The following is a 22,712-nucleotide window of genomic DNA, read 5'->3' as shown; positions in this document are numbered from 1 at the left end:
TGTCGGGTTAGCCGAAGGCGTAACCCGACAGCTGCTGCCTTTACGTGGATCAGGACTGTTTCTTGATCTTCTCGTCCTGAGTCAAACCTTCAACGACCTCAATGTGGATGCCGTTGGATAGCCCCACCTCGACGGGGCGTTTTTCAAACACCTGATCGGCGGTTTCGACTTCGACAAAATACTCATCGCCCTCAATGATCAGGTTACCCTCGTTGATGGCCAACACGTCTTTGCGTTCGGCCAGAACAATATCCGCATTGGCACTGTAATTGGCTCGTAGAAACACCTGGTCTTCCAGGGTCACGGCGGCGCGGATTTCGAATTTGATGGTGCCCTGATCTTCTTCGCCTTTGGGAGCAATGTGCTCCAGGGTCGCATCGAAGGTCTCGTCCTGTAGCGCGCCCACATGCAGAATCAGTGACATGCCCTCTTCGATTTTACCGACTTCCGCTTCGTCCACCTTGCCCTCGAAAATCATATCGTTCATGTCGGCCATCACGGCGACCGGTGTACCCGCTCCGTAGGTGCTGGATTCAACGATAAACGCACCTTCCTTATTGGGAATATCCAGGATCATGCCATCGACCGGTGCGCGGATCACGTTGGAGACCAGATCGGAATCGCTGGTGGCGCCCTCGCTGATCAGCAGCAGGTGATTTTCTGCCGAGCGAACCGCTTCGCGCTTGAGCTCGTAGTCCAACTGGAACCGGCTGAATTCCGAGGCGGGAATCAGCCCGCTTTCAAACAATTTGCGCTGTCGGTCCAACTCCTCTTCAGCGTTGGCCAGGCTGATCCGTGCGGAGTCGAGTTGGGACTCGGCGTTGTTCAGCATCACCATACTGGGAGCCAGGGTGATGCGCGAAATCAGATCGCCCTTGCGGACCGTCTGTCCGGCAGTGACATACACGGTGTCCACCACGCCGGACACCTGGGAGGTCACGTTGACCTCCTTGCGGGGAACCACCCGGCCGGTGGCCACGGTTTTCTGGACAATGTCCATTATCGCAGGCGCGTCCGTTTCGTAGGTCACCGGCTTGGCCTGGGATTTGTTGTACAGAAATACCGCCGTGCTGATAAAGATCAGTGCGATAAACCCGAGCAGAAGAACTGTGAATACCTTTTTCATGGTGACGATCTCGTAGTGAAGCAAACGTGAAAATTATTCGTCCTGAAGGGCCGCGATCGGATTGACGCTGGCCGCTTTGGCGGCGGGGAGCAACGCCGCAATGACCCCGGAAACGATCAACACGGCCAAGGCCATCAGCGCTGTGGTGAAATCCACTTCCGGATTGCTGAACATGCCGGCCCGGCCGCCGCTGGCCGCGAGCAGGGCATTGACGCCCTCCAGCAGCAGGACGCCCGCCACCAGACCGGTGTAGCCGGCCACGGCGGTAATGAAGATGGACTCCTGCACGATCATGGCCACGATGGACGTAGGTGTTGCGCCCAGCGCCTTGCGCAACCCGATTTCCCGGGTGCGCTCCCGAACCACGATCAACATGATGTTGCCCACACCCAGAGCGCCGGCCATGATGGTGCCGATGGCCACAAACCAACTGAATACCTGAATGCCGGTGAACAGCCCGTTGATCTTGTCGAACTCGGTCTGCAGGTTGAAGCTGCCCAGCACGCCGACATCATCGGGCGCCACCTGCTTGCGTTCGTGCAAAAATGATTTGACCTGCTGCTCGACGTCGGCGGCGTGAACGCCCGGCTTGGGGATTACCACCATGCTGCCGATCCAGGCGGTCTGGTTGAAGGTCTGGCGCAGCGTATCGTTGGGCATGTAGATGCGTTCTTCCTCACTGCTGTCGGGCTCGGTCGAGGTGCTGGCGTACACGCCCACTACCTGAAAGCTGATGCCATCGATCGTCAGATACTGTCCGACGGCCGCTTCGCCCGGCGCGAACAGTTGGTCCTTGACCCGTTGGCCGATGATCACCACTTTGCGCCGTTCCCGGTCGTCGAGCGTGTTCAGATAGCGCCCTTCCACGACCCGCTGCCGATAAATTCCGGCCATTCCGGCCATGGCGCCCTGAACGGAAAAACTGCCACTGTTCTGTTCGTACACGGTGTAGGCCGGTGAACCGCCCCAGATGCCCACACTGTTCTGGGGGTAGAGACGATCGACGGTGGGAATATTGTCGCGAATCGCCGGAAGATCGTCGGGTCGCAGTATGATCTGGCGGCCGATGGGCATGCCTTGGTAGGGTACTTGGGTGCGCCCCTGGGACCAGATCCACACCGCGTTGGGTACGCCGCGAAAACCTTCCATCACGCCGTTTTCGAGTCCCTTGCCCGCGCCGAGCAGCACGGTCAGCATGAAAATGCCCCAGAACACCCCGAAGGCGGTGAGCCCGGTGCGCAGTTTGTGCTGGCGCAGGGTGATGAAAATTTCCTGCCACTTTTGGGTATCAATAATCACTGGTGGCTACTCCGCGCGCATGGCTTCAATGGGCATGATTCGGGCCGCTTTCAGCGCCGGCACCAGACCCGCCAGGGCACCCACAATCACCAGCAATACGATGGCGGTGATCGCCGCCTGGAAGTTGACTTCCGGGTTCTGAAAGAACGGCAGGTTGGCGCCCACCGAGCGCAGACCGAAGGCCATCAGTTCGATCAGTCCCACGCCCAAGACCAGCCCGGCATAGCCGGCGATACTGGTGACCAGAATGGATTCCAGCAGCAGCGTTTTCACAATGTTGAACGGTGTTGCGCCCAGGGCTTTGCGAATGCCGATTTCCCGGGTGCGCTCTTTTACCGTAATGATCATGATGTTGCTCACACCCACAATACCGGCGGTGAGCGTGCCCAAGCCGACAAACCAGATGAAGGCATTGATCGCCAGGAAAAGCCCGTTGACCATTTTTGCGGGGCCGGCCATGTTGAAGGACTGGATTGCCCGGCGATCCTCCTCCGCCACCTGATGACGCTGCTTCAGCAGCTCAATCACCTGTTGTTCCACCTGAACACCGTCGTAGCCGGGTGCCGGCCGAAGCCACAGTGTCTGAATGTTGTCGCCGCCCCCGAAGACGGTGCGATAGGTGGTATCGGCAATGTAGATGCGCTCTGAATCCTGGCCGCGGTTGTTCCGGTCGTAGAACACACCCACCACCGTCAGCACTACGTTGTTGACCGTGACTTCCTGGCCGACCGGGTCCGTTCCGGGGCCAAACAATCTCTCGACCACGGTGCGCCCGAGCAGACAGGATTTGCGCAACTGGGCCTGGTCAAGACGGTTCAGCTCGCGGCCGAAGTCGAATGGCTCCACGCCTTTGATGCGGAAAAAATCATCGGGGATACCGTGCAGGGAAAAACTGCCGGATTTGTTACCCGCACGAATACTGGCGTTATTGATGCGGTTTTCCGACGCGATAAACCCGACGCCGGGGACCTGACGTTTGATGGCGTACAGATCGGCGGTGGTGAGCTGAATGCGCCGACCCACCGACATGCCCTGATGGGCCACCGAGGTCGCCCCGGACCAGATCACCACAAAATCGCGCACGTCGGTACCGAAGCTGTCGTACACGCCGTTCTGCATGCCCCGGCCGGCGCCGAGTAGCAGGATCAGCATGAAAATACCCCAGAACACGCCGAAGGCGGTGAGCGCGGTGCGCAGCTTGTTCTGGCGCAGGGTGTAGAGAATTTCCTGTAATCCGTCCATGTCTGGCCTCGGCGCTCAGGCGTGTTCGAGGGCCGATCTGTGCAGGTCGGCGGCGGAAATAATCTGGCCGTCTTTGAGCACAATCTGCCGCTCGGTCTGGTTGGCGACATCCTTTTCATGGGTGACGATCACGATGGTGTTGCCCAGACTGTGCACTTCCTTGATCAGCGCCATGATGTCCTCGGTCGTCTTACTGTCCAGGGCGCCGGTGGGCTCATCGGCGAGAATGACTTTGGGCTGGGTTACCAACGCCCGGGCAATGGCCACGCGCTGCTTCTGGCCGCCGGATAGTTCGTTGGGCATGTGCAGGGCGCGGTCACTCAGCCCCACCATCTCCAGGTAGCGGGCGGCGGTCCGGTTGCGCTCCTTGCGCCCGACATTCTGGTAGTACAGTGGCAGGGCCACATTCTCAAGGGCGTTTTTGAAGGGCAGAAGATTGAATGACTGGAAAATGAAGCCGAGCAACTGGTTGCGCATTTGCGCGGCGGTCTTCTGTTTCAGGTGGCGAATTTCCCGCCCGGCGAGAAAGTAGTCGCCCTCATCGTGGGTATCGAGAATCCCCAGAATATTCAGCAGGGTGGATTTGCCCGAGCCCGACGAACCCATGATCGACACCAGCTCGCCCTCGCGAATGTGCAGGTTGATGCCCTTGAGCACATGCAGGCGCTGGTCGCCGGTGGCGTAGTACTTGTGAATATTATCGAGTTTGATCATGACGCTGTCCGCAAATTGGCTTCCTGGCTTGATAGCCCAGACTGATACCTTGATGCCGACCGCTCCGGAAGGCCGGCGGCTGGCTCACCCGTTGTGCTCTGGGTTAGGACGCGAGCGGCAACGGGTTTGGATTCACAGTGGGCTGATTATTATCATCCGGTCGGCACGACTATATCCCTTTTGGGCCCAACTAACCAGTGAACGCTAGTGGAACAACCGCCAGTGAATCAGCGCCGTCCCGAGGGCCGCCACCAGAGCGGTACCGATCAGATTGAGCGCTAAACCTGCGGATGCCATCTGTTTGATCGATAGCTGGTTTGAGCCAAACACAATGGCATTCGGTGGGGTGGCCACCGGCAGCATGAAGGCACAGCTCGCGGCAATCGCGGCGGGCACCACGAGCGCCTCCACCGGCAGACCCAGGGCAATGGCCAGCGCGCCCAGCAGGGGGAGAAAGGCGGCCGTTGTCGCGGTATTGCTGGTGATTTCGGTCAGAAAGATGATGGTTGCCGTCACGGCCAGAACAATGACCGCGGTAGGCCAGCGATTCAGCGTTTCCAGGCCCGAGGCAATGGCTTGGGCCAGCCCGGAATCCTGGATGATACCGGCCAGTGCCAGCCCGCCACCAAACAGCAGCAATACCCCCCAGGGCAGTTTCTGGCTGGATTCCCAGTCCATCAGGCGTGAGCCGTTTCCATCACCGGCGGGAAGCGCGTGCAGTACAATGGCACAGGCAATGGCGATGCTGGTGTCGGTGAGCGAACCAGCGGGGAATAATCCGGCCAGCAAGGGCTGAAAAATCCAGGCCACCGCCGTCAGGATGAACACCCAGGTGACCCGCTTTTCCATCCGCGTCATGGGCCCCAGCTCGTCGAGGCGCTGCCGGAACAGGTCGTGATCGGTTTTGTGAGATGGAGCATCGCCGGTACCGGCGGTCCGTCCGCGGGCCACCACGTGGGCCAGCCACAGCCAGGCCGCTGTCAGCATGGTCAGGCTGACCGGCAAGCCGATGATCATCCACTCGCCAAATCCCAATTGGATACCATGTTGTTCGGACAGATAGGCGGCCAGCAGAGCGTTTGGCGGGGTGCCGATCAGAGTGGCAATGCCGCCGATACTCGCGGAATAGGCAACGGCAAGCAGCAGGGCCACGGCGTAGGGGTTGCCCGAACGGGCATCATCGACCCCTTTCACCTGAATGACCGAGAGTGCAATGGGCAGCATCATGATCGCGGTGGCCGTATTGCTGACCCACATACTCAGGAAGGCTGTGGCCAACATGAAACCCGCCAGTTCCCGGGCCGGGGTGCCGCCCATGGTGGACAGAATCCGCAGTGCCATCCGCTCGTGCAGACGCCAGCGTTCCATGGCCAGGCCCAACACAAACCCGCCGAGAAACAGGAAGATCAGCGGGTGGGCATAATCGCGAGTTACGGCACCGGGCTCGACCAGACCGAGCAGTGGGCCGAGCACAATCGGCAGCAGCGCGGTGGCGGCCAGAGGCAATGTTTCGGCAATCCAGAACACGGCCATCAGCCATGCCAACCCCAGAGCGCGCCAGGCCTCGGTGGACAGATCGCCGGGGGCCGGAACCAGGGCCACCAACAGCACGCCGGTGGTCCCGAGCAGTAAACTGAGCCATTTTCCCTGAGTGGGTCGGATATCGGGCAAGACGGGCCTCTTTGAGTGGTTATAACCGGACATTGATTTTTCCTTTGGCATCGCGCCAAAAATGCACTAGCCTTAGGGGCTGTAGTCCGTTCTCAGCACAGTCTGGGCGGGCCCTCCGGGCGAAAGCAGACCGCTGACGGCTCTCGAAGTATATACCTTGTAGGCGCTTCGAGCCGTCTGAAGCAAGCCGGCTCTGGCGCCGCCCTATCCGATAAATGGCCAGCGGTGCCTTGGTAATGGCGACACATGATCCCTCTGTGCAACAGCGCATCCGCGCGCTGGAGAAGGAACTGGCAGAGCTGAAAGCCCGAGTGGCTTCTTCAGAGCCCGCCGGTGCGCTTTCCGAGGCGCAGGCATCGGATCGGTTGTCCAGCGCCCAGGATGCCCTGATTGCCGCCAAAACCCAGGCCGACCTGGCCAACCGCACCAAAAGTGAATTTCTGGCCCGAATGAGCCACGAAATCCGCACGCCCATGAACGCCATCATCGGCCTGGGGCACCTGTTGGGCGACACCCCGCTGGACGACCAACAGCGCAGCTATCTGGACAGCATGGGCGCGGCGGCGGACTCACTGCTTCATATCATCAACCAGGTGCTCGACTTCTCCAAAATCGAGACCGGCAAAATCGTCCTCGAATCCGCTCACTTCGATCTGGAACAGGTGTTCGAAAAGCTGGCCCGGTTGTTCGAGGTCAGCGCCATCCACCGGCAGGTGGATATCACCTATGACCTTCACCCGGAGGTGCCCCGCTTTCTCCGGGGCGATACCGCCCGCCTGAGCCAGATATTGAGCCATCTGGTCAATAACGCCATGCAGTATTCCACCAGCGACCAGGTGCTGCTGAGCGTGCGTCAGATCAACGCCACTTCGGAAGGCGTCGAGCTGAAATTCTGCATCACCGATTTCGGGGTGGGAATGAGCCCGGAGCAGGTTGCGGCACTGGAAGCCAGTTTCGACGCCATGGCCCGGGGTGACTTCCCCCGGCAAGTGGGGGTGGCGACCAGCACCGGATTGACCATCTGCTATCACCTGATCAAGCTCATGCACGGCGAACTGGAAATTCAGACCGAGCCCGGCCGGGGCTGCCGGATCAGCTTTACCGCCCGGTTTGAGCACAGCCAGATCGGGGCCCGGACGCTGAAGGAGCGCCCGGACCAGTTTGAGCATCTTCGCGCCCTGATCGTCGATGATAACGACCTGGCGAGGGAAATCATTGCACGAACCCTGCACAATATGCAGCTTCATGCCGACTGCGCAGCGTCGGCCGAGGAGGCGATTCACCAGTTGCGCACGGCCGAACGGGCCGGCCGGCCCTACGACCTGGTACTGATGGATTATCAGATGCCGGTGGTCAACGGCCTGGAGGCCACCGAAGTGCTCAAGGCGGATCCGGCACTGGCCCATACACCTCAGGTCCTGTTGATTTCATCCTACCATCGCGATGAGATTTTCGACGGCGAGCAGAATGCCGAGCTGGTGGATGGGTTCCTGAACAAGCCCGTCAGCGAATCGCGGCTGTTTGACGCGCTCAGTCAACTGTTCAGCGGCCATCTGAACGCTCAGGCCGCCACCACGCCCGGCGCGGAGGTATCCCTGGCCGGGCTGAATGTCCTGCTCGCGGAGGACAACAAGGTGAATCAGCAGGTGGCCCAGGGCATTCTGCGCAAGCGCGGCGCCGAGGTGACACTGGCCGCCACAGGCCGCGAGGCACTGGATCAGTTTTACCGGAATGTGGATCATTTCGATGTCATATTGATGGACTTGGAAATGCCCGACATGGACGGCTATGAGGCGACCCGGCGGATTCGCGCCGGCGACCAGCGCCCGGACATTCCCATCGTGGCCCTGACCGCTCAGGCACTGCGGGGCGACCGCGAGCGCTGCCTGGCCGAGGGCATGAACGACTACATCAGCAAACCCATCAAGCCGGCCCTGCTCTACCAGACCCTGTTCGAGGTGGTTCAGGCGGCAACCACACCCCAGGGAAAGTAATGGGCCTACGCTCAGACGTCATTGAACTCGATCATAGTGATGGCGGGCTCGACCGGAAACAGCTCAAGCGGCTCAAACAACGTTTTCTCGATCTCAACCGGGTGCGCCACCGGCGCATGCTCGAGGGCCTGAGCGACCGTCAGCAGGACCTGGTGGTTCTGCTGCCGCTGCTGTTTCACGTCAACCACCCCATGTTGCCCGGCTACGTCTCCGGCACCACCCCCGCTGGCCTCAGTGGCTACGAACCCGACCGGGATCAGATCCGCCGAGCCCGGGGGCTGGCCCGCAGCTTCCACTATCAGCGCGACGTCAGCGCCCGCGCCTGTGACATCGACGCGCTGTTTGTCATGGGCAGCGTCGGCACCATCGCCCAGAGCGAAGGCAGTGACCTGGATGTCTGGGTATGCCACCGGCCGGGCCTGGAGCGCGAGGCGCGCGATCAGCTCCGGCGCAAGTGCCGCCAGCTGTCTCTCTGGGCGGAACAGCAGGTGCGCCTGGAAGTGCACTTTTTTCTGATGGAGCCCGATCAGTTCCGCACGGGTCAGCTGGGCCAGCTGTCGGCGGAGGGCAGTGGCTCCGCCCAGCGGTTTCTCCTGCTGGATGAGTTCTATCGCACCGCCCTGTGGCTGGGCGGCAAGCTGCCTCTGTGGTGGTTTGTGCCCAGTACCTGTGAGCGCGACTACGCCGCCTACACACAAACCCTGCTCGGGCAGCGGTTCCTGCGTGCCGCCGAGGTGATCGACTTTGGCGGCCTGCCGGACATTCCCACCGATGAATTCGTGGGCGCGGGCATCTGGCACCTCTATAAAGGCATTGAGTCGCCCCACAAATCGGTCTTGAAACTGATGCTGCTGGAGGCCTATCTGCAGGGGCAGGATCGGCGCCCGTTGGCGCTGACCTTCAAAGAGGCGGTGTATCAACAGGCGCCACACCCGGATCGCCTCGACGCCTATGTGATGATCTACCGGCGTCTGGAGCAGTACCTGATCGACTCTGGTGACCCGGGAGATCGCCTCAACCTGGCCCGCCGTTGCCTGTACTTCAAAGTGGACAAACCGCTGACCCGCCCGCCCCGCAGCGGGCGCAAGTCCTGGCAGCGGGAGCAACTCGAGCAACTGGTGGCGGAGTGGGGGTGGAGACACACTGAGCTTCAGCGGCTGGACCAGCGCCGGCACTGGAAGGTGCCGGATGTGATGGAGGAACGACGCCAACTGGTGGCAGAGCTCAGTGCCAGTTATCGGCTGATTAATGCCGTCAGCAAGGAGTCCACCGAAACCCGGATCAGCGATGACGAGCTGATGGTGCTGGGGCGCAAACTGCACGCGGCGTTTGAGCGCAAGGCGGGCAAGGTGGAGTGGCTCAACCCCGACATCTCCCAGGACATCGCCGAACCGGCGTTGATCTTTGTGGAAGAGCCGGACACGAGCCCCGAGGGGGTCCGCTTCTGGGCCGTGTTTCGCAGCCGGGATGGCCAGCCGGACGGCCCGCCCCTCAAGCGCGCGCGCTATCTGGGGGAGCTGCTGCTGTGGACCTATGGTAACGGCGTGCTCGGCGCCGGTGCCTGGTTTGATGTGCAGGGCGAGCGGGTCAGCCTGACCGCCCCCCAGCGCCAGCAGCTCTGGCAATGGTTGCATCAGTGGCTGCCGTTGCCGCTGGTGACTCGGGCCCACGAGCCTTTTCAGCGGGCCGCTCGCGCGGAACGCCTGCTGCTACTGTTCAATCTGGGCGTCGAGCCCCAGGCCAATCTCCACGAGCGGGGCCTGCAGATGCTCAGCGCCCAGCGCGATGCCCTGGACTTCAGTGGCCTGCGCGACAATCTGGTGCTGACCCTGGATCTGGTCCAGATCAACAGTTGGCGCGAAGTGCTGTGCCGTCACTATGACGACGATGCACTGATCAACGGCCTCCAGTATTACCTGCGTCTGGCGCCTCCGGGACGGGGGCTGGCCCCGCCGGAGGTCACCATCCGGTGCCTGGGAGCCCAGGGTAGCCTGGTGGTCCAGCGTCTGGAGGAACTCTGGCAGGACCTGGTCGGCTGTTATTACTCCGGCACCCGTCCCGCCAGTAGCCGCTATGTGCTGGAAACCGCCGAAGGCTATGTGCTGATCCAGTTCCTCCAGCAACAACCCCACGTCACCCGTTATGGCAGCTACGATGCCCTGATCGACAAGCTGACCAATGCGCAACTGGAATACAGCCCCATCGTGGTCGATCGGCACGCCCTGAAAAATCGTCCTCTGAAACTGATGGCCGACCAGGCTCGCGAGCCGGGGGTCTATCTGTTTTATCAGGTGCAGGAAGAGGAGGCCGAAGTGACCTTGATTGATGAGCTGGGGTCTCTGCTGGTGATCCGGCTCTCGTTTTTCAGCCACACGACGCTTCTGCGTCCCCTGCATCATTTCCTGCGTTCCGTCGTGGCCCGTCAGAGCGCCAGCGCCGATCAGGGAGGAGACGCGACGCCCCCGGTTCGGCTGTTTGAGCTGTGTGGCCGGGTGGATCAGGGTCGCGGCTACCTGGAGGAACGTGCCAGCGCCGGAGACCTCAGCCGGTTGACCTTCACCAATATTCAGGTGATTGCCGAGCCGGCTCCGGACGGCGATATCCTGTACACCGTGTACTGCAATGACCGGGAGTTCTCGGCCCTGGACTATGGAGACGAGCTGTTCACCGAAGTGGCGCGCTATATCCTGTCCATGCGTCGTGCCAAAGAGCGCTATCCCTGCTATATCACCGACCTGGACCTCAGCCAGTGCCGGGACCTGCTGGCACCCCAACTGGGGCTTCAACTAAGCCACTACCTGGACATCAAGGCCCAACTGGAACAGCGGCTCAACAGGGCGCTGTTGGATCTGTAAGCGCTTGTGTTAAGAACCGTGAGGCCCGTGGAAATTTGCACGGGCGCAGGGTAGGCTATGCCGGGGTTCGTCATACAAGCCTGACGGCCTTCCCCAGGTGGGATTTATGAAAAGACATCGAATCGCTCAGATCGGCAATTCGTATTAGCGATGCTTGATCCGCCGGGTCAATAATATAACGAGACAGAGATGTAACTATGGCAGACAACCACTACGACGCAATTGTGGTCGGCTCCGGCATCAGCGGCGGCTGGGCCGCCAAAGAGCTGACCGAAAAAGGCCTGAAAGTGCTCCTGCTGGAGCGCGGTCGCAATATCGAACACGTCAAGGACTACAAGAACGCCACCAAGGAAGTCTGGGACTATCCGCACCGGAACAAGCCCACCCAGGAAATGATCGAAAACTACCCGGTCCTCAGCCGGGACTACCCGCTCAATGAGTCCACCTTCGGGATGTGGGCCGACGAGCAGAAAAACCCCTACATTGAAGAAAAGCGCTTCGACTGGTTCCGCGGTTACCACGTGGGCGGTCGTTCCCTGCTGTGGGGCCGTCAGAGTTACCGCCTGGCGCCGGCGGACTTTGAAGCCAATGCCAAAGAAGGCATCGCCATCGACTGGCCGATCCGCTACAACGACATCGCCCCCTGGTACGACTACGTCGAGAAATTCGCCGGCATCGCCGGGACCCGGGAAGGCCTGGACATCCTCCCCGATGGTCAGTTCCTGCCCCCCATCCCGCTCAACTGCGTGGAAAAAGACGTGGCGGCGCGTATCGAAAAGGCGTTCGGCGGCAAGCGGCACATGATCCACAGCCGGGTGGCCAATATCACTGAACCCAAGCCCGAGCAGGGCCGGGTCAACTGCCAGTACCGCAACAAGTGCTGGCTGGGCTGTCCCTTCGGCGCCTACTTCAGCACCCAGTCCTCCACTCTGCCGGCGGCCATGAAAACCGGCAACCTGACCCTGCGGCCCTTCTCATTGGTGAAAGAAATCATCTACGACAAGGACAAAAAGCGGGCCAAGGGCGTGGAGGTGATCGACACCGAAAACAACCAGACCTACGAGTACACCGCCGACGTGGTGTTCCTGAACGCCTCGGCCTTCAACTCCACCTGGATTCTGATGAACTCCGCCCGGGATGTCTGGGATGGCGGTCTGGGCAGCAGCTCCGGGGAGCTGGGCCACAACGTCATGGACCACCATTTCCGGGCCGGCGCCAGCGGCCAGGTGGAAGGTTTTGACGACAAATACTATTACGGCCGTCGTCCCGCCGGTTTTTATGTCCCGCGTTTTCGCAACGTGGGCGGTGATCAGCGTGATTATGTACGCGGCTTTGGTTACCAGGGCTCCGCCAGTCGCCAGAACTGGGATCGCAACATCGCCGAGTTTGAGGTAGGCGCTGATCTCAAGCAGGCACTCAGCGAACCGGGCGCCTGGAACATCGGCATGATCGGTTTTGGTGAAATTTTGCCCTATCACGACAATCGCATCTCCCTGAACCACAGCGTCACCGACGCCTGGGGGCTGCCGGTGCTGGCGATGAACGTCGAGATCAAGGACAACGAAAAGAAAATGCGCAAGGACATGATTCAGGACGCGGTGGATATGCTCGAAGCCGCGGGTGTGAAGAATGTTCAGGGCGGCGACTGGGGCTACGCTCCGGGCATGGGCATTCACGAAATGGGCACCGCCCGCATGGGCCGGGACCCGAAAACCTCGGTGCTGAATGCCCACAACCAGGTATGGGACGCGCCCAACGTCTACGTCACCGACGGCGCCTGCATGACCTCCGCCTCCTGCGTAAACCCGTCCCTGACCTATATGGCACTGACCGCCCGGGCCGTGGACCACGCGGTGAATGAACTGAAGAAGGGGAATCTGTGATGAATCGACGTGAACTCCTCAAACTGATCACCGCCGCCACTGGCACCGCCATGATCGGCGGCACCGGGGTCATCGCCGGCTGTGCCGCCAAAGAGGAGGCGGCCCCGAGCCTGAGCTTCACCGAACAGGACGTGTTCCTGCTCGATGAAGTGGCGGAAACCATCCTGCCACGCACCGACACCCCAGGGGCCAAAGACGCCGAAGTGGGCCAGTTCATGACCGTGTTTGTCCGGGACTGCTACACCGAGGCCGAGCAGGCGATCTTCCACAGCGGCATGGAGCAATTGAACGCCGCGGCTAACGAGCAGTACGGCAGCGACTTCATGAACCTGAGTGGCGAGCAGCGCACCGAGTTCATTCGTGCACTGGATGCCGAGGCCAAAGCGGTAGCCGCCGCCGGCACCACCCCGCCGCACTACTTCACCATGATGAAGCAGCTGACCCTCTTCGGTTTCTTCACCTCCCAGGTGGGGGCCACCCAGGTGCTGCGCTACATCGCCATCCCGGGCCGTTACGATGGTTGTATGCCGTACGAGGAAGGCGACCGGGCCTGGGCGACTTGATCCAGGGTCAGGTAACGGCGGATGCGCTTCGCTTATCCGCCCTACGTCAACCACCGAGTTACGCGTAGGGCGGATAAGGCCGAAGGCCGCATCCGCCGTAACCACTCTTCCCGCCTACTCAAAGCCGTAGGGTGGCGAAGCCCCGTCATCCACCGTCTGGTCCCCTCTCCCATTTGTTGAGCCCCCACACCCTCAGGGTTATACTGCCCGCCTTGTTTCGCCCGAGCCCTGCAGGAGTGCCCATGACCCCCCGTTACGCCACCTTGAGTGCGGTATTGCTGTCCACCTTACTGCTGGCAGCCTGTGGTCAGAAAGGCCCTCTCTACTTGCCCGAAGATGCCGAATCCGGTGAACCCCGGAACGAGCAACCCGCGCCGGAAGGCAGCCAGAGCGAATAACCCCCGATTTGAGACCCGATATGCAGCCTTTTGAACGCCGTGACGGCGAACTGTTTGTGGAAGACGTCCCCCTGGCCCGCATTGCCGAGCAGTTCGGCACGCCCACCTACGTCTACAGCCGCGCCGCCTTTACCCAGCACTACCTGGCCTACGCCCAGGCCCTGGGCGATCACCCGGGGATGGTGTGCTACGCCATCAAGGCCAACTCCAACCTGGCGGTGCTGAACCTGCTGGCCCGGTTGGGCGCCGGGTTCGATATTGTTTCCGGTGGCGAGCTGGAGCGGGTCCTGCGCGCCGGTGGTGATCCCAAGCGGGTGGTGTTTTCCGGGGTGGGCAAAACCCGCGAGGAAATGACCCAGGCACTCAACGCCGGGATCTTCTGCTTCAACGTCGAATCCGAGGCGGAGCTGGAGCAGCTCTCACAGGTGGCCAGTGAGCTCGGCAAAACCGCCAATATCTCCCTGCGGGTCAACCCGGATGTGGACGCCCAGACTCACCCCTATATCTCGACCGGGCTGAAAGAGAACAAGTTCGGCATCGATATCGAACGCGCCCCGGCCGTTTACCGCCGGGCGGCAGAGCTGCCCGGGTTGTCCGTGCAGGGTCTGGACTGCCACATCGGCTCCCAGCTGACCCAGCTCGCCCCGTTTATGGACGCGCTGGATCGCCTGCTGGTGCTGGTCGACGAGCTGGCCGGCGAAGGCATCCACATTCATCACCTGGACCTGGGTGGTGGCCTGGGGGTGACCTATCGGGACGAAACCCCGCCGCCGGTCAGTGACTATATGGACGCGATCAAGGCCAGGCTCGGCGATCGTAAATTGAGTCTGATGTTTGAACCGGGCCGCTCCATTGCCGCCAATGCCGGCGTGTTGTTGACTCAGGTGCTCTACCTCAAGCCGACCGAACACAAGAACTTTGCCATCATTGACGGGGCCATGAACGACAACATTCGCCCGTCCCTGTACCAGGCGTGGCAAAACATTGTGCCGGTGCGGGAGCATGGGGGTGAGGTAAAAACCTGGGACCTGGTAGGCCCGGTGTGCGAAACTGGGGACTTTCTGGGCAAAGACCGATCCCTCGCACTGGAGGCCGGTGACGTGCTGGCCATGCTCTCCGCCGGGGCCTACGGCTTTGGCATGAGCTCCAACTACAACAGCCGGGGCCGACCGGCGGAAGTGCTGGTGGACGGCGATCGAGCGCACCTGGTGCGGGCCCGGGAAACCATTGATGACCAGTTGCGCGGTGAGCAGGTGCTCCCCGACTCGGAGTAAGGAAGTTTCATGCGTTTGCGCTTTACCAAAATGCACGGCCTGGGCAACGACTTTGTTGTGATCGACGGCGTGACCCAGAAGGTGCGTTTGAGCACGGAGAAAATCCGTACCCTGGCGGATCGGCATTTCGGTGTCGGTTGCGATCAGGTATTGCTGGTGGAAACGCCAACCCGACCGGATATCGATTTTCGTTACCGCATCTTCAACGCCGATGGCGGCGAGGTGGAAAACTGCGGCAACGGCGCCCGCTGCTTTGCCCGCTTTGTGCTGGAGCGCAAGCTGACCGGCAAGCGGTCCATCAAAGTGGAAACCGCCGGCGGCGATATCACCCTGAACGTCACCGAGCAGGGGCAGGTTCAGGTCGATATGGGCATACCCCGCCTGAACCCGGAGGAAATTCCCTTTCAGGCCGATGCCGAAGCGATCCGTTACGATCTGGCGCTGCCGGAGCAGACGCTGGATATCTCCGCAGTGTCCATGGGTAACCCCCACGCCGTGTTGATGGTCAACAAGGTCGACAGTGCCCCCGTGGAAACCCTGGGGCCGCTGATTGAGAGCCACGAGCGTTTCCCGCGTCGGGTCAATGCCGGCTTTATGCAGATGGTCTCCCCCAGCGAAATCAACCTGCGGGTGTACGAGCGCGGCGCCGGGGAAACCCTCGCCTGCGGCACTGGCGCCTGCGCGGCGGTGGTGGCGGGACGGTTGCGCCAGTTGCTGGAGGAAACCGTCAAGGTCAACCTGCCCGGCGGCAGCCTGAGCATCACCTGGCCCGGCCCCGGCCACTCGGTTATCATGACCGGACCCGCCACCACGGTGTTTCACGGACAGGTAAAAATATAAGGCCTTTATGAGCGAGCAAAGCACCGAAGCCAGCCAATTGACTGACGAGCAGGTTGCCCAATACCTGGAAGCGCATCCGGACTTTTTTGTTCAGCATCGCAAACTGCTCGCCGATCTGGAGCTACCCCACGAAAGTGGTCCGGCGGTCTCTCTGGTGGAGCGTCAGGTGTCGGTACTGCGCGAGCGCAATATGGACATGCGCCACCGGCTGAGCAAGCTGCTGGATAACGCCCGGGAAAACGACAAGCTGTTCGACAAAACCAAGCGTCTGGTGCTGGCCCTGCTCGAAGGTCGGGACATGGGCGACATCATCGACGCTCTGTGTTTCAGCTTTGACCAGGACTTCAATATTCACTACACCAGCATCCTGCTGTTCGGTCACGAAGATCGCGTTCCCAGCAGCCAGGCTCGGGTGGTTACTATCGGCGAGGCGCGCCAGCACATTGCGCCCCTGCTGAAAAACAACCGCGCCATGTGCGGCACGCTGGGCGAAGGCGAGCTGCAGTTTCTGTTTGGCGACAACGCCCATCAGATTGGCTCCGTCGCCACCGTTCCGTTGGTGCATGGCAATGCCTACGGCCTGCTCGCCATCGGCAACCGCGACCCCCACTACTACCGCTCCAGCATGGGTACCCTGTTCCTCGGCTACATCGCCGAAGTCCTCAACCGCTTGCTCCCCGAACACCTCCCGCGCTAAGCTGAAACGGTTGTCGGCACCACATGGGTGCCCTTGTATGTTTGGTTGTACCGCTGCGCGGCCCGTAGGGCGGATAAGCCAAAGGCGCATCCGCCGTCCCCCATAACGGACAGCACCCATGCCCCACACTTTCTCAAACGAACTCACCGCCTTCCTAACCTACCTGCGCACGGAAAAACACCTCTCCCCGCGCACCGAAGACGCCTACGCCCGGGACCTGGACAAATTCCTCGCCTACTGCGAAACCCGGCAGATCACCGACCTGTCCGCCATCACCGTCCACCACCTGCGGGAAAACCTGGCATCGCTGCACCGCAAAGGCCTCACCGGAAAAAGCCTGCGCCGGTGGCTTTCCTCCCTGCGCGCCTTTTTCCGTTTCGGCATACGCCGCGGCTGGCTGAAAACGAACCCCGCCGACGGCCTGCAGGCTCCCAAAGTAGAAAAGAAACTGCCCAAAGTATTGGATGTGGATCAGGCCGGGCAATTCGTGGAAGTGAAGGACGAGGGCTTTTTGGGCAAACGCGACCGCGCCCTGCTGGAGCTGATCTACTCCTCCGGCCTGCGCCTGGCGGAGGCGGTGGGCCTCAACCTGAACGACATCGACCTGCGCGAAGGCGCTGTCACGGTCACCGGTAAAGGCAATAAAACCCGGCAATTGCCAGTGGGCCGACAGGCCCGCGACGCCGTCAAAGCCTGGCTACCGGAGCGCGCCCTGGCGGCGCCCCCGGACGAAACCGCACTGTTTATCGGCCAGCGCGGCAAGCGCCTCACGCCCCGCGCCGTGCAACTGAGAATGCAGCAGCTCAGCATTCGACAGAACATGGACGAACCGGTCCATCCCCACATGCTCCGCCACTCTTTCGCCAGCCACATGCTCGAATCCAGCGGCGATCTGCGTCTGGTGCAGGAGCTATTGGGTCACGCGAACATTTCAACGACCCAGGTGTACACCCATCTGGATTTTCAGCATCTGGCGAAGGTGTATGACAAGGCGCATCCGCGCGCGCAGAAAAAGTCTTCACAAGATTAGGAAGGTTCCGGATGGAAGCATTGGTAGTGTAAATGACGAGAGCAAAATCGCTATAATCGAATCGGAAATAGACAAAACCGGATAGTTCGTTCGGCACTTACCTATAGGGAGCTAATATGGATTTATACGACGTATTTCAAAACTTCAGAATCGGCGTTACCAAGGATAAAGTCGACAAAGTATCCCGTAAAACAACAGGTAATAAATCCGAGATTTCAGTGCTTCAAGACCATGTGGATCACCTCTCCCTGGTCTGTCAGGCCATGTGTGAACTGATGGAAAATGTTGGGTTCAGCAAGGAAATGGTGATCGCGAAAATACAGGAAATTGATCTGCGCGATGGTCAGCTGGATGGAAAGTACGTCAAATCGCACAACTGCCCCAAGTGCAGCCGCTCACTGGCCCAGCGTCATATCAAGTGTCTGTACTGTGGTGAGCCAGTGCTGAAGTCGGACTTACTGTAATGTCCTGATGGTCTATTGAGACCAGAACGGCCGCATGGAGCACTACTACTACCAAGTGCTGGAGATGGACCTGCGCGGCAACGTCACTCGCTCGCGTCAAGGCAACGGCATTACCACTGAACGGAGTTATTACTCGGCCACCGGCCGACTCCGGACCCAGCGCGCCGACCTCTTCAATGGCTTGTTCGGGGAACTGCAGGATAAGGAATACGAATGGGACGAGCTGGGCAACCTCATATACCGTTACGACTATCATGGTGAAGAGCCGGTACAAGAGGACTTCGGTTACGACGAGCTCAACCGCCTGAAGTGGTCCAAGGTCAGTGGCCGTGAGCAGGTCAACGTCGACTACGACGCCCTGGGCAACATCAGTAAGAAGTCCGATGTGGGCAGCTACAGCTACAGCTATGGCGCCGAGTGCGACAAGAGCGTAGGCCCCCACGCCCTGTGTAAAACCAGCGACGGCACGAGCTACTGGTACGACGCCAACGGTAGTATGGTCGGCGACTCCTCGGGCCGGACCATTGAGTACAGCAGCTTCGACAAGCCCACCAAAATCAGCAAAGGCGGCCACACCACCCGTTTTGCCTACAGTCCGAGCCGGGCCCGCTACCTGCGCACGGACGAGAGCGCGCAGGGTGCCACCACCCTCACCCGCTACCTGGGCAATGTGGAGCGCATCACCCACCCGGACGGTCGGTTGGAAATCAAGCGCCGCCTGCCCGGTGGCGCGCTGATCAGCTACACCCGCAGTGCTGACGGCCAACCGGCGGGCAAAACCACCCACTACCTGCACATGGACCACCTGGGTTCGATCGACATCATCAGCAACGAGATCGGTCAATTGGTCGCGCGGATGAGCTTCGACCCCTGGGGCCAGCGCCGTGATCCGTTGAACTGGGGCCCATTGGTGGACGATGCGTTAAGCGAACTCGAAACGAACATTACCGGCATCACCAAGCGCGGCTTCACCGGGCACGAGATGCTGGATGAAGTGGGTTTGATCCATATGAATGGGCGGATCTATGATCCGCGACTGGGCCGGTTTTTGCAGGCGGATCCGCTGATCGACGGCGTGACAGACACACAAGGCTATAACCGCTATAGTTATGTACACAACAACCCGCTCAATGCGACCGACCCCAGCGGCTTCTCCGCCTGGACGCGTTTCAGGGACAATTTCCTGAAACCCGTCGTTCAGGCCATTGTCACCTTCCACTGTATTCCGTGTGGCACCGCGTTAGCGGCGGCGACAACGGCCTACTACGGTGGTGATGCGTTTGATGTCGCTGTTTCGGCGTTCAGTACCTATGTGATGGCCAGCATGGGGAAGGGATTTGCAGCGAGTGGGGGCGGCTTTAGTGGCGGCGAGGCGTTTGTCTTTGGTGTCACGGGAGGCATTACCTCTACGCTCCGGGGCGGTAAGTTCGGGCATGGCTTTGTCAGCGCGTATACGGGGGCTGTAACGGGCGGATTCGTTCAAGGATTAGATAATGCTGCTGCCGAGCTGATCGCCTCCAGTGTGATAGCGGGGTCGATATCGGAGGCGACCGGTGGTAAGTTTGCAAATGGGGCGGCCTATGCGGCTTTCTCTTGGGCGGTGGCGCTGGGGGAACAGAAGATTAAGGAAAATCGAGCTTCAGAGCAATCAGTTCGTTTTGGAAGTCTCAATGAGATCTCACAAGAGGACGCTGAAAGATTGTATCAGGAAGCAAAGGCGTTTGTTTTATCCGTGGAGGAAGCGGCCCATGTCGATCCAGCCAAAATTAATTTGGATAACAGGTATGCTCTGATCAATCCGGAGACTGGAGAAGCGGAGTTTTTCGAAGACTTTAATCAAGCAGCTAAAGCTCGGAGGTCTGGATATGGAATATTCGGAGGAGTTGAAAGAGGCGGGAGAGTAACTATTTATAGAACCGCTTTTTCTGCCGATATTCGAGCAATTAATTTATCAAGAAGGGGGTTTGATGACTTCAAATTTGGTTCTATAAGCTCAGGACTTGAAGCTGGAGTTTTTATCATTGGTCATGAGGTTGCGCACATTAGAAAGCCATCTGAAATCAGTGCGAATTTTTTCGGTAAAAAAGTTTTGGAAAGGTATCGAAACACTCAGTAGTGGATTGGAGGTGAAAAATGAAGTTCGTTCAGAAGTTCTTGCTCATGTGCAAGTACCCTTTACTGCTTATGGCTGGTTTCCACTGCAGTGTTTTTGCAGAAACTGCTGATTGTGGTCCAGAACCGTGCTCGGAAACTTATTCCACGAATGTAGCTGAAGCAAAGGATTTTGGGGTTATTATTAGTCTTACTAGCATAAATTCTCCCTCCTTGACAGATATTACAATTTCCCAGCGAGAAGTGAATGAATGTAGCTTGGGTGGATTAGACATCGTCATAGGGAAGGAGCCTAGCGGCAGAGAGCCTAATGCCCTTGTATCGTTTAAAAGTATTGATGCTGTTGATGGGATAATTTTAAGAAACGATCTGGTTAACTCCTCGAGCATAATAATTGATATTAATTGTAGCGGTAATATGGGAGAAAAGTGGAAAAGAAATGTCAAGCAGATATTGGATGTCCGGTTGGAATTATAGAAAGATAAATTGGAGGTGGAACAAAAAGTCGTTGATTCGCGCTGATTTTTTCGTGCAGTGTAGCGTCGGGAGCACTGCTAGGAAGATCTGAGCACTCTTCTGTGCCGCTATGACCACCATGGTGAAGAGCCGGTACAAGAGGACTTTGGTTACGACAAGCTCAACCGCCTGAAGTGGTCCAAGGTCAGTGGCCGTAAGAAGGTCAATGTCGACTACGACGCTCTGGGCAACATCAAAAACAAGTCTGATGTGGGCAGCTACACCTATGGCTCCAAGTGCCAGCAAGGCGCAGGCCCCCACGCGCTGTGTAAAACCAGCGACGACCAGAGCTACTCGGACGACGCCAACGGCAGGATGGTGGGTGACTCCTCGGAAACCAAAGGGGTCAGACTCGTTGATTGAAACACCGGCTTTCAGGGAGAAGAAATTTTCTCCCGAACCGCCATCAACACCTTCCCATACTGATTCTCGCCCCGAAGATCCCTTCCGAGTCCCCAGAAATAATCGTACTGACTCACATCAACAATCTTCTTATCGCCCGTCGCCAACAAGGCTTCGGAGAACTCCGGATACATCTGGCATTGAGTATAAATGGCGCGGGTCATGGCGACGGTACGCACCTTGTCCCAGTCGGGGCGGGGTCGCTTGAGCCAGCCGCGACCGATGCGTCTCGCCTGCTCGGGCGTGTGGGCCTGACGAATGTCATCAAACCGCTTTCGTCCCGGGTACTTCATGGCCTGGTAGTAATGCTCGGCGGTGGGCCACTCAAATCCGTCCAGTTCAAAAGGTCGCTGAATGGTGCAGCCGAGGGGGTCTTCGGGTTGAAGGCGCGACACGTGAACGGCGCGCTCAAGTTCGGAAGATTGAAACAGGGTCATGGCAATGCACTGCGATGGCGTAGTTGGGAGTGATTGAGTGTAACAGATAGCGTTAATTGGGAGGGTTAACCTAAGAGCGCCCACCCAATCACCGCCCCACTGGCCCCGGTAAACAAAAAGGCCAACAGGGCCAGCAACCCATCCCGGCCGATAATGGCCAGTCCAAAAAAGGTCAGCACCGCCCCGGCCAGGTTAGCGCTGAAGGGGATAAATTCCATCAGCGGCATCATCAGTGCCACGGCCATACTGGATAGCGCGACACAGCGCATGGGAATGTAGCCGCGAATCAGGAAGATCAGCCGGGGCTTGACCAGCCGGTCGATAAAACGGGCCGGTTTGCGCGATACCCGGATGGCTCTGAGTAGGTGCGCGGTGGTGACTGAGCGGGCCAGTATCCACCGGGGCAGCCAGAAGTGTTCCTTGTGCAGCAGAAGCTGTACCGAGATGGTCAGCACCATCAGTGCGCACAGGGTGGGTACGCCGGGAATATCGCCAATGATGGGGGCGAGTACGATCAGGCCAATCAGCAGCAACACCGGGCCAAAGGAACGTTGGCCGATGGCGTCCATGATGGCGTCGATGGAAACTCGCGGCCGGTGATCGCAGATGTCTGCCACCCGGTCCAGTACTTCATCCAGGGATGCGACGTGGGGTCTGGTGTCCAAAGTCGGGCCTCTACCGATGTGGGTAAAGGTCTATAGGGTAGCGCTTCCGTGAGTGTTTCACCATGAACGAGTCGCGACTTTTTCTTTACAGAGCGCTGTTCAACCATTGCACCAGGTTCGGATAGGGTAAGGCACCGGCCTGTTGGGCCACCGGTTTACCGTTTTTGAAAATCATCAGCGTCGGGATGCTGCGAATATTGCATTGGCTCGCGGCCTGACGGGCCCGCTCGGTGTCGACTTTCACAAACCGCGCCCGTGGCTCCTGCTCCGCCGCCACTTTGGCAAATACCGGCGCCATGGCTTTGCAGGGGCCACACCAGTCCGCCCAGAAATCCACCACCAGCGGTAGCTGCTCTTTGCTGAGCAACCGCTGGAACTGGGCATCGTCGGCAGCCAAGGGCGCGCCGATGAACAGCGCCTGGTGACACTTTCCGCATTTGGGCCTGTCGCCCAACCGGCTTGAATCGATCCGGTTGGGCGTCAGGCAATGGGGGCACAGGGTCTGGATCATGGTGCTGTCGGGCTCCTTG

General features: G+C 59.6%; 21 protein-coding genes. 13 read left to right on the top strand and 8 right to left on the bottom strand.

Features of this window, described 5'->3' with window-relative positions; translation table 11 throughout:
• Positions 1–49: 49 nt before the first annotated feature.
• From EDC38_RS12015 to EDC38_RS11995, 5 genes are all read right to left on the bottom strand, one after another.
• The gene (locus EDC38_RS12015) at positions 50–1,126 is read right to left on the bottom strand and encodes an efflux RND transporter periplasmic adaptor subunit (protein ID WP_123638712.1); all 1,077 of its coding nucleotides are present in this window, start codon (positions 1,124–1,126) and stop codon (positions 50–52) included.
• 33 nt (positions 1,127–1,159) lie between these two features.
• A complete protein-coding gene (locus tag EDC38_RS12010) occupies positions 1,160–2,425 on the bottom strand; it encodes an ABC transporter permease (protein WP_024461719.1) in 1,266 nt (421 codons plus the stop codon).
• A gap of 6 nt (positions 2,426–2,431) precedes the next feature.
• Positions 2,432–3,667 (bottom strand): ABC transporter permease, encoded by a 1,236-nt coding sequence (locus tag EDC38_RS12005; protein WP_123638711.1) that lies wholly within the window; start codon positions 3,665–3,667, stop codon positions 2,432–2,434.
• Positions 3,668–3,682: 15 nt separating this feature from the next.
• A complete protein-coding gene (locus EDC38_RS12000) occupies positions 3,683–4,381 on the bottom strand; it encodes an ABC transporter ATP-binding protein (RefSeq protein WP_123638710.1) in 699 nt (232 codons plus the stop codon).
• 204 nt (positions 4,382–4,585) lie between these two features.
• Complete coding sequence (locus EDC38_RS11995; protein WP_246004403.1) at positions 4,586–6,052, bottom strand: SLC13 family permease; 1,467 nt, start codon at positions 6,050–6,052, stop codon at positions 4,586–4,588.
• A 236-nt stretch (positions 6,053–6,288) separates the two neighbouring features.
• Here EDC38_RS11995 and EDC38_RS11990 point away from each other — a divergent pair, with 236 nt between their 5' ends.
• The 13 genes from EDC38_RS11990 (at position 6,289) to EDC38_RS16360 (ending at position 21,041) form a co-directional block, all read left to right on the top strand.
• The gene (locus tag EDC38_RS11990) at positions 6,289–8,046 is read left to right on the top strand and encodes a response regulator (protein WP_170162912.1); all 1,758 of its coding nucleotides are present in this window, start codon (positions 6,289–6,291) and stop codon (positions 8,044–8,046) included.
• The gene (locus EDC38_RS11985) at positions 8,046–10,901 is read left to right on the top strand and encodes a class I adenylate cyclase (protein WP_123638707.1); all 2,856 of its coding nucleotides are present in this window, start codon (positions 8,046–8,048) and stop codon (positions 10,899–10,901) included. The genes EDC38_RS11990 and EDC38_RS11985 overlap by 1 nt, the downstream gene beginning before the upstream one ends.
• Positions 10,902–11,098: 197 nt before the next feature.
• On the top strand, positions 11,099–12,784 hold the full coding sequence (locus EDC38_RS11980) for a GMC oxidoreductase (protein WP_123638706.1): 1,686 nt from the start codon (positions 11,099–11,101) through the stop codon (positions 12,782–12,784).
• A complete protein-coding gene (locus EDC38_RS11975; RefSeq protein ID WP_123638705.1) occupies positions 12,784–13,347 on the top strand; it encodes a gluconate 2-dehydrogenase subunit 3 family protein in 564 nt (187 codons plus the stop codon). Before EDC38_RS11980 ends, EDC38_RS11975 begins: the two co-directional genes overlap by 1 nt.
• Before the next feature lie 242 nt (positions 13,348–13,589).
• Positions 13,590–13,745: an LPS translocon maturation chaperone LptM gene (gene lptM / locus EDC38_RS16735; RefSeq protein WP_081666090.1), complete on the top strand. Its 156-nt coding sequence runs from the start codon at positions 13,590–13,592 to the stop codon at positions 13,743–13,745.
• 20 nt (positions 13,746–13,765) lie between these two features.
• Positions 13,766–15,019: a diaminopimelate decarboxylase gene (gene lysA / locus EDC38_RS11965; protein ID WP_123638704.1), complete on the top strand. Its 1,254-nt coding sequence runs from the start codon at positions 13,766–13,768 to the stop codon at positions 15,017–15,019.
• 9 nt (positions 15,020–15,028) lie between these two features.
• The gene (gene dapF, locus EDC38_RS11960; RefSeq protein ID WP_123638703.1) at positions 15,029–15,859 is read left to right on the top strand and encodes a diaminopimelate epimerase; all 831 of its coding nucleotides are present in this window, start codon (positions 15,029–15,031) and stop codon (positions 15,857–15,859) included.
• A 7-nt stretch (positions 15,860–15,866) separates the two neighbouring features.
• On the top strand, positions 15,867–16,556 hold the full coding sequence (locus tag EDC38_RS11955) for a DUF484 family protein (RefSeq protein ID WP_123638702.1): 690 nt from the start codon (positions 15,867–15,869) through the stop codon (positions 16,554–16,556).
• 118 nt (positions 16,557–16,674) lie between these two features.
• On the top strand, positions 16,675–17,586 hold the full coding sequence (xerC, locus tag EDC38_RS11950; RefSeq protein ID WP_123638701.1) for a tyrosine recombinase XerC: 912 nt from the start codon (positions 16,675–16,677) through the stop codon (positions 17,584–17,586).
• 116 nt (positions 17,587–17,702) lie between these two features.
• Positions 17,703–18,050 (top strand): hypothetical protein, encoded by a 348-nt coding sequence (locus EDC38_RS11945; RefSeq protein ID WP_123638700.1) that lies wholly within the window; start codon positions 17,703–17,705, stop codon positions 18,048–18,050.
• A gap of 34 nt (positions 18,051–18,084) precedes the next feature.
• Positions 18,085–20,166 carry an RHS repeat domain-containing protein gene (locus EDC38_RS11940; protein ID WP_123638699.1) on the top strand — a complete coding sequence of 694 codons (2,082 nt, stop codon included), beginning with the start codon at positions 18,085–18,087 and terminating at the stop codon, positions 20,164–20,166.
• A gap of 17 nt (positions 20,167–20,183) precedes the next feature.
• Positions 20,184–20,639, top strand: a complete 456-nt coding sequence (locus tag EDC38_RS11935) for a hypothetical protein (protein WP_123638698.1) — start codon at positions 20,184–20,186, stop codon at positions 20,637–20,639.
• A 249-nt stretch (positions 20,640–20,888) separates the two neighbouring features.
• A complete protein-coding gene (locus EDC38_RS16360) occupies positions 20,889–21,041 on the top strand; it encodes a hypothetical protein (RefSeq protein ID WP_170162911.1) in 153 nt (50 codons plus the stop codon).
• 11 nt (positions 21,042–21,052) lie between these two features.
• Here the strand turns inward: EDC38_RS16360 and EDC38_RS11930 are convergent, their stop codons facing one another.
• From EDC38_RS11930 to trxC, 3 genes are all read right to left on the bottom strand, one after another.
• A complete protein-coding gene (locus EDC38_RS11930) occupies positions 21,053–21,517 on the bottom strand; it encodes a riboflavin biosynthesis intermediates N-glycosidase (RefSeq protein WP_123638697.1) in 465 nt (154 codons plus the stop codon).
• 65 nt (positions 21,518–21,582) lie between these two features.
• Positions 21,583–22,182 carry an exopolysaccharide biosynthesis protein gene (locus EDC38_RS11925; RefSeq protein ID WP_123638696.1) on the bottom strand — a complete coding sequence of 200 codons (600 nt, stop codon included), beginning with the start codon at positions 22,180–22,182 and terminating at the stop codon, positions 21,583–21,585.
• 85 nt (positions 22,183–22,267) lie between these two features.
• On the bottom strand, positions 22,268–22,693 hold the full coding sequence (gene trxC, locus EDC38_RS11920) for a thioredoxin TrxC (protein ID WP_123638695.1): 426 nt from the start codon (positions 22,691–22,693) through the stop codon (positions 22,268–22,270).
• Between the last annotated feature and the right edge of the window lie 19 nt (positions 22,694–22,712).

Source organism: Marinimicrobium koreense (assembly GCF_003762925.1).
In the GTDB taxonomy this organism is placed as follows: domain Bacteria; phylum Pseudomonadota; class Gammaproteobacteria; order Pseudomonadales; family Cellvibrionaceae; genus Marinimicrobium; species Marinimicrobium koreense.
The sequence above is the reverse complement of the archived record's forward strand: the minus strand, read 5'-3'. Positions and strand labels throughout refer to the sequence as shown.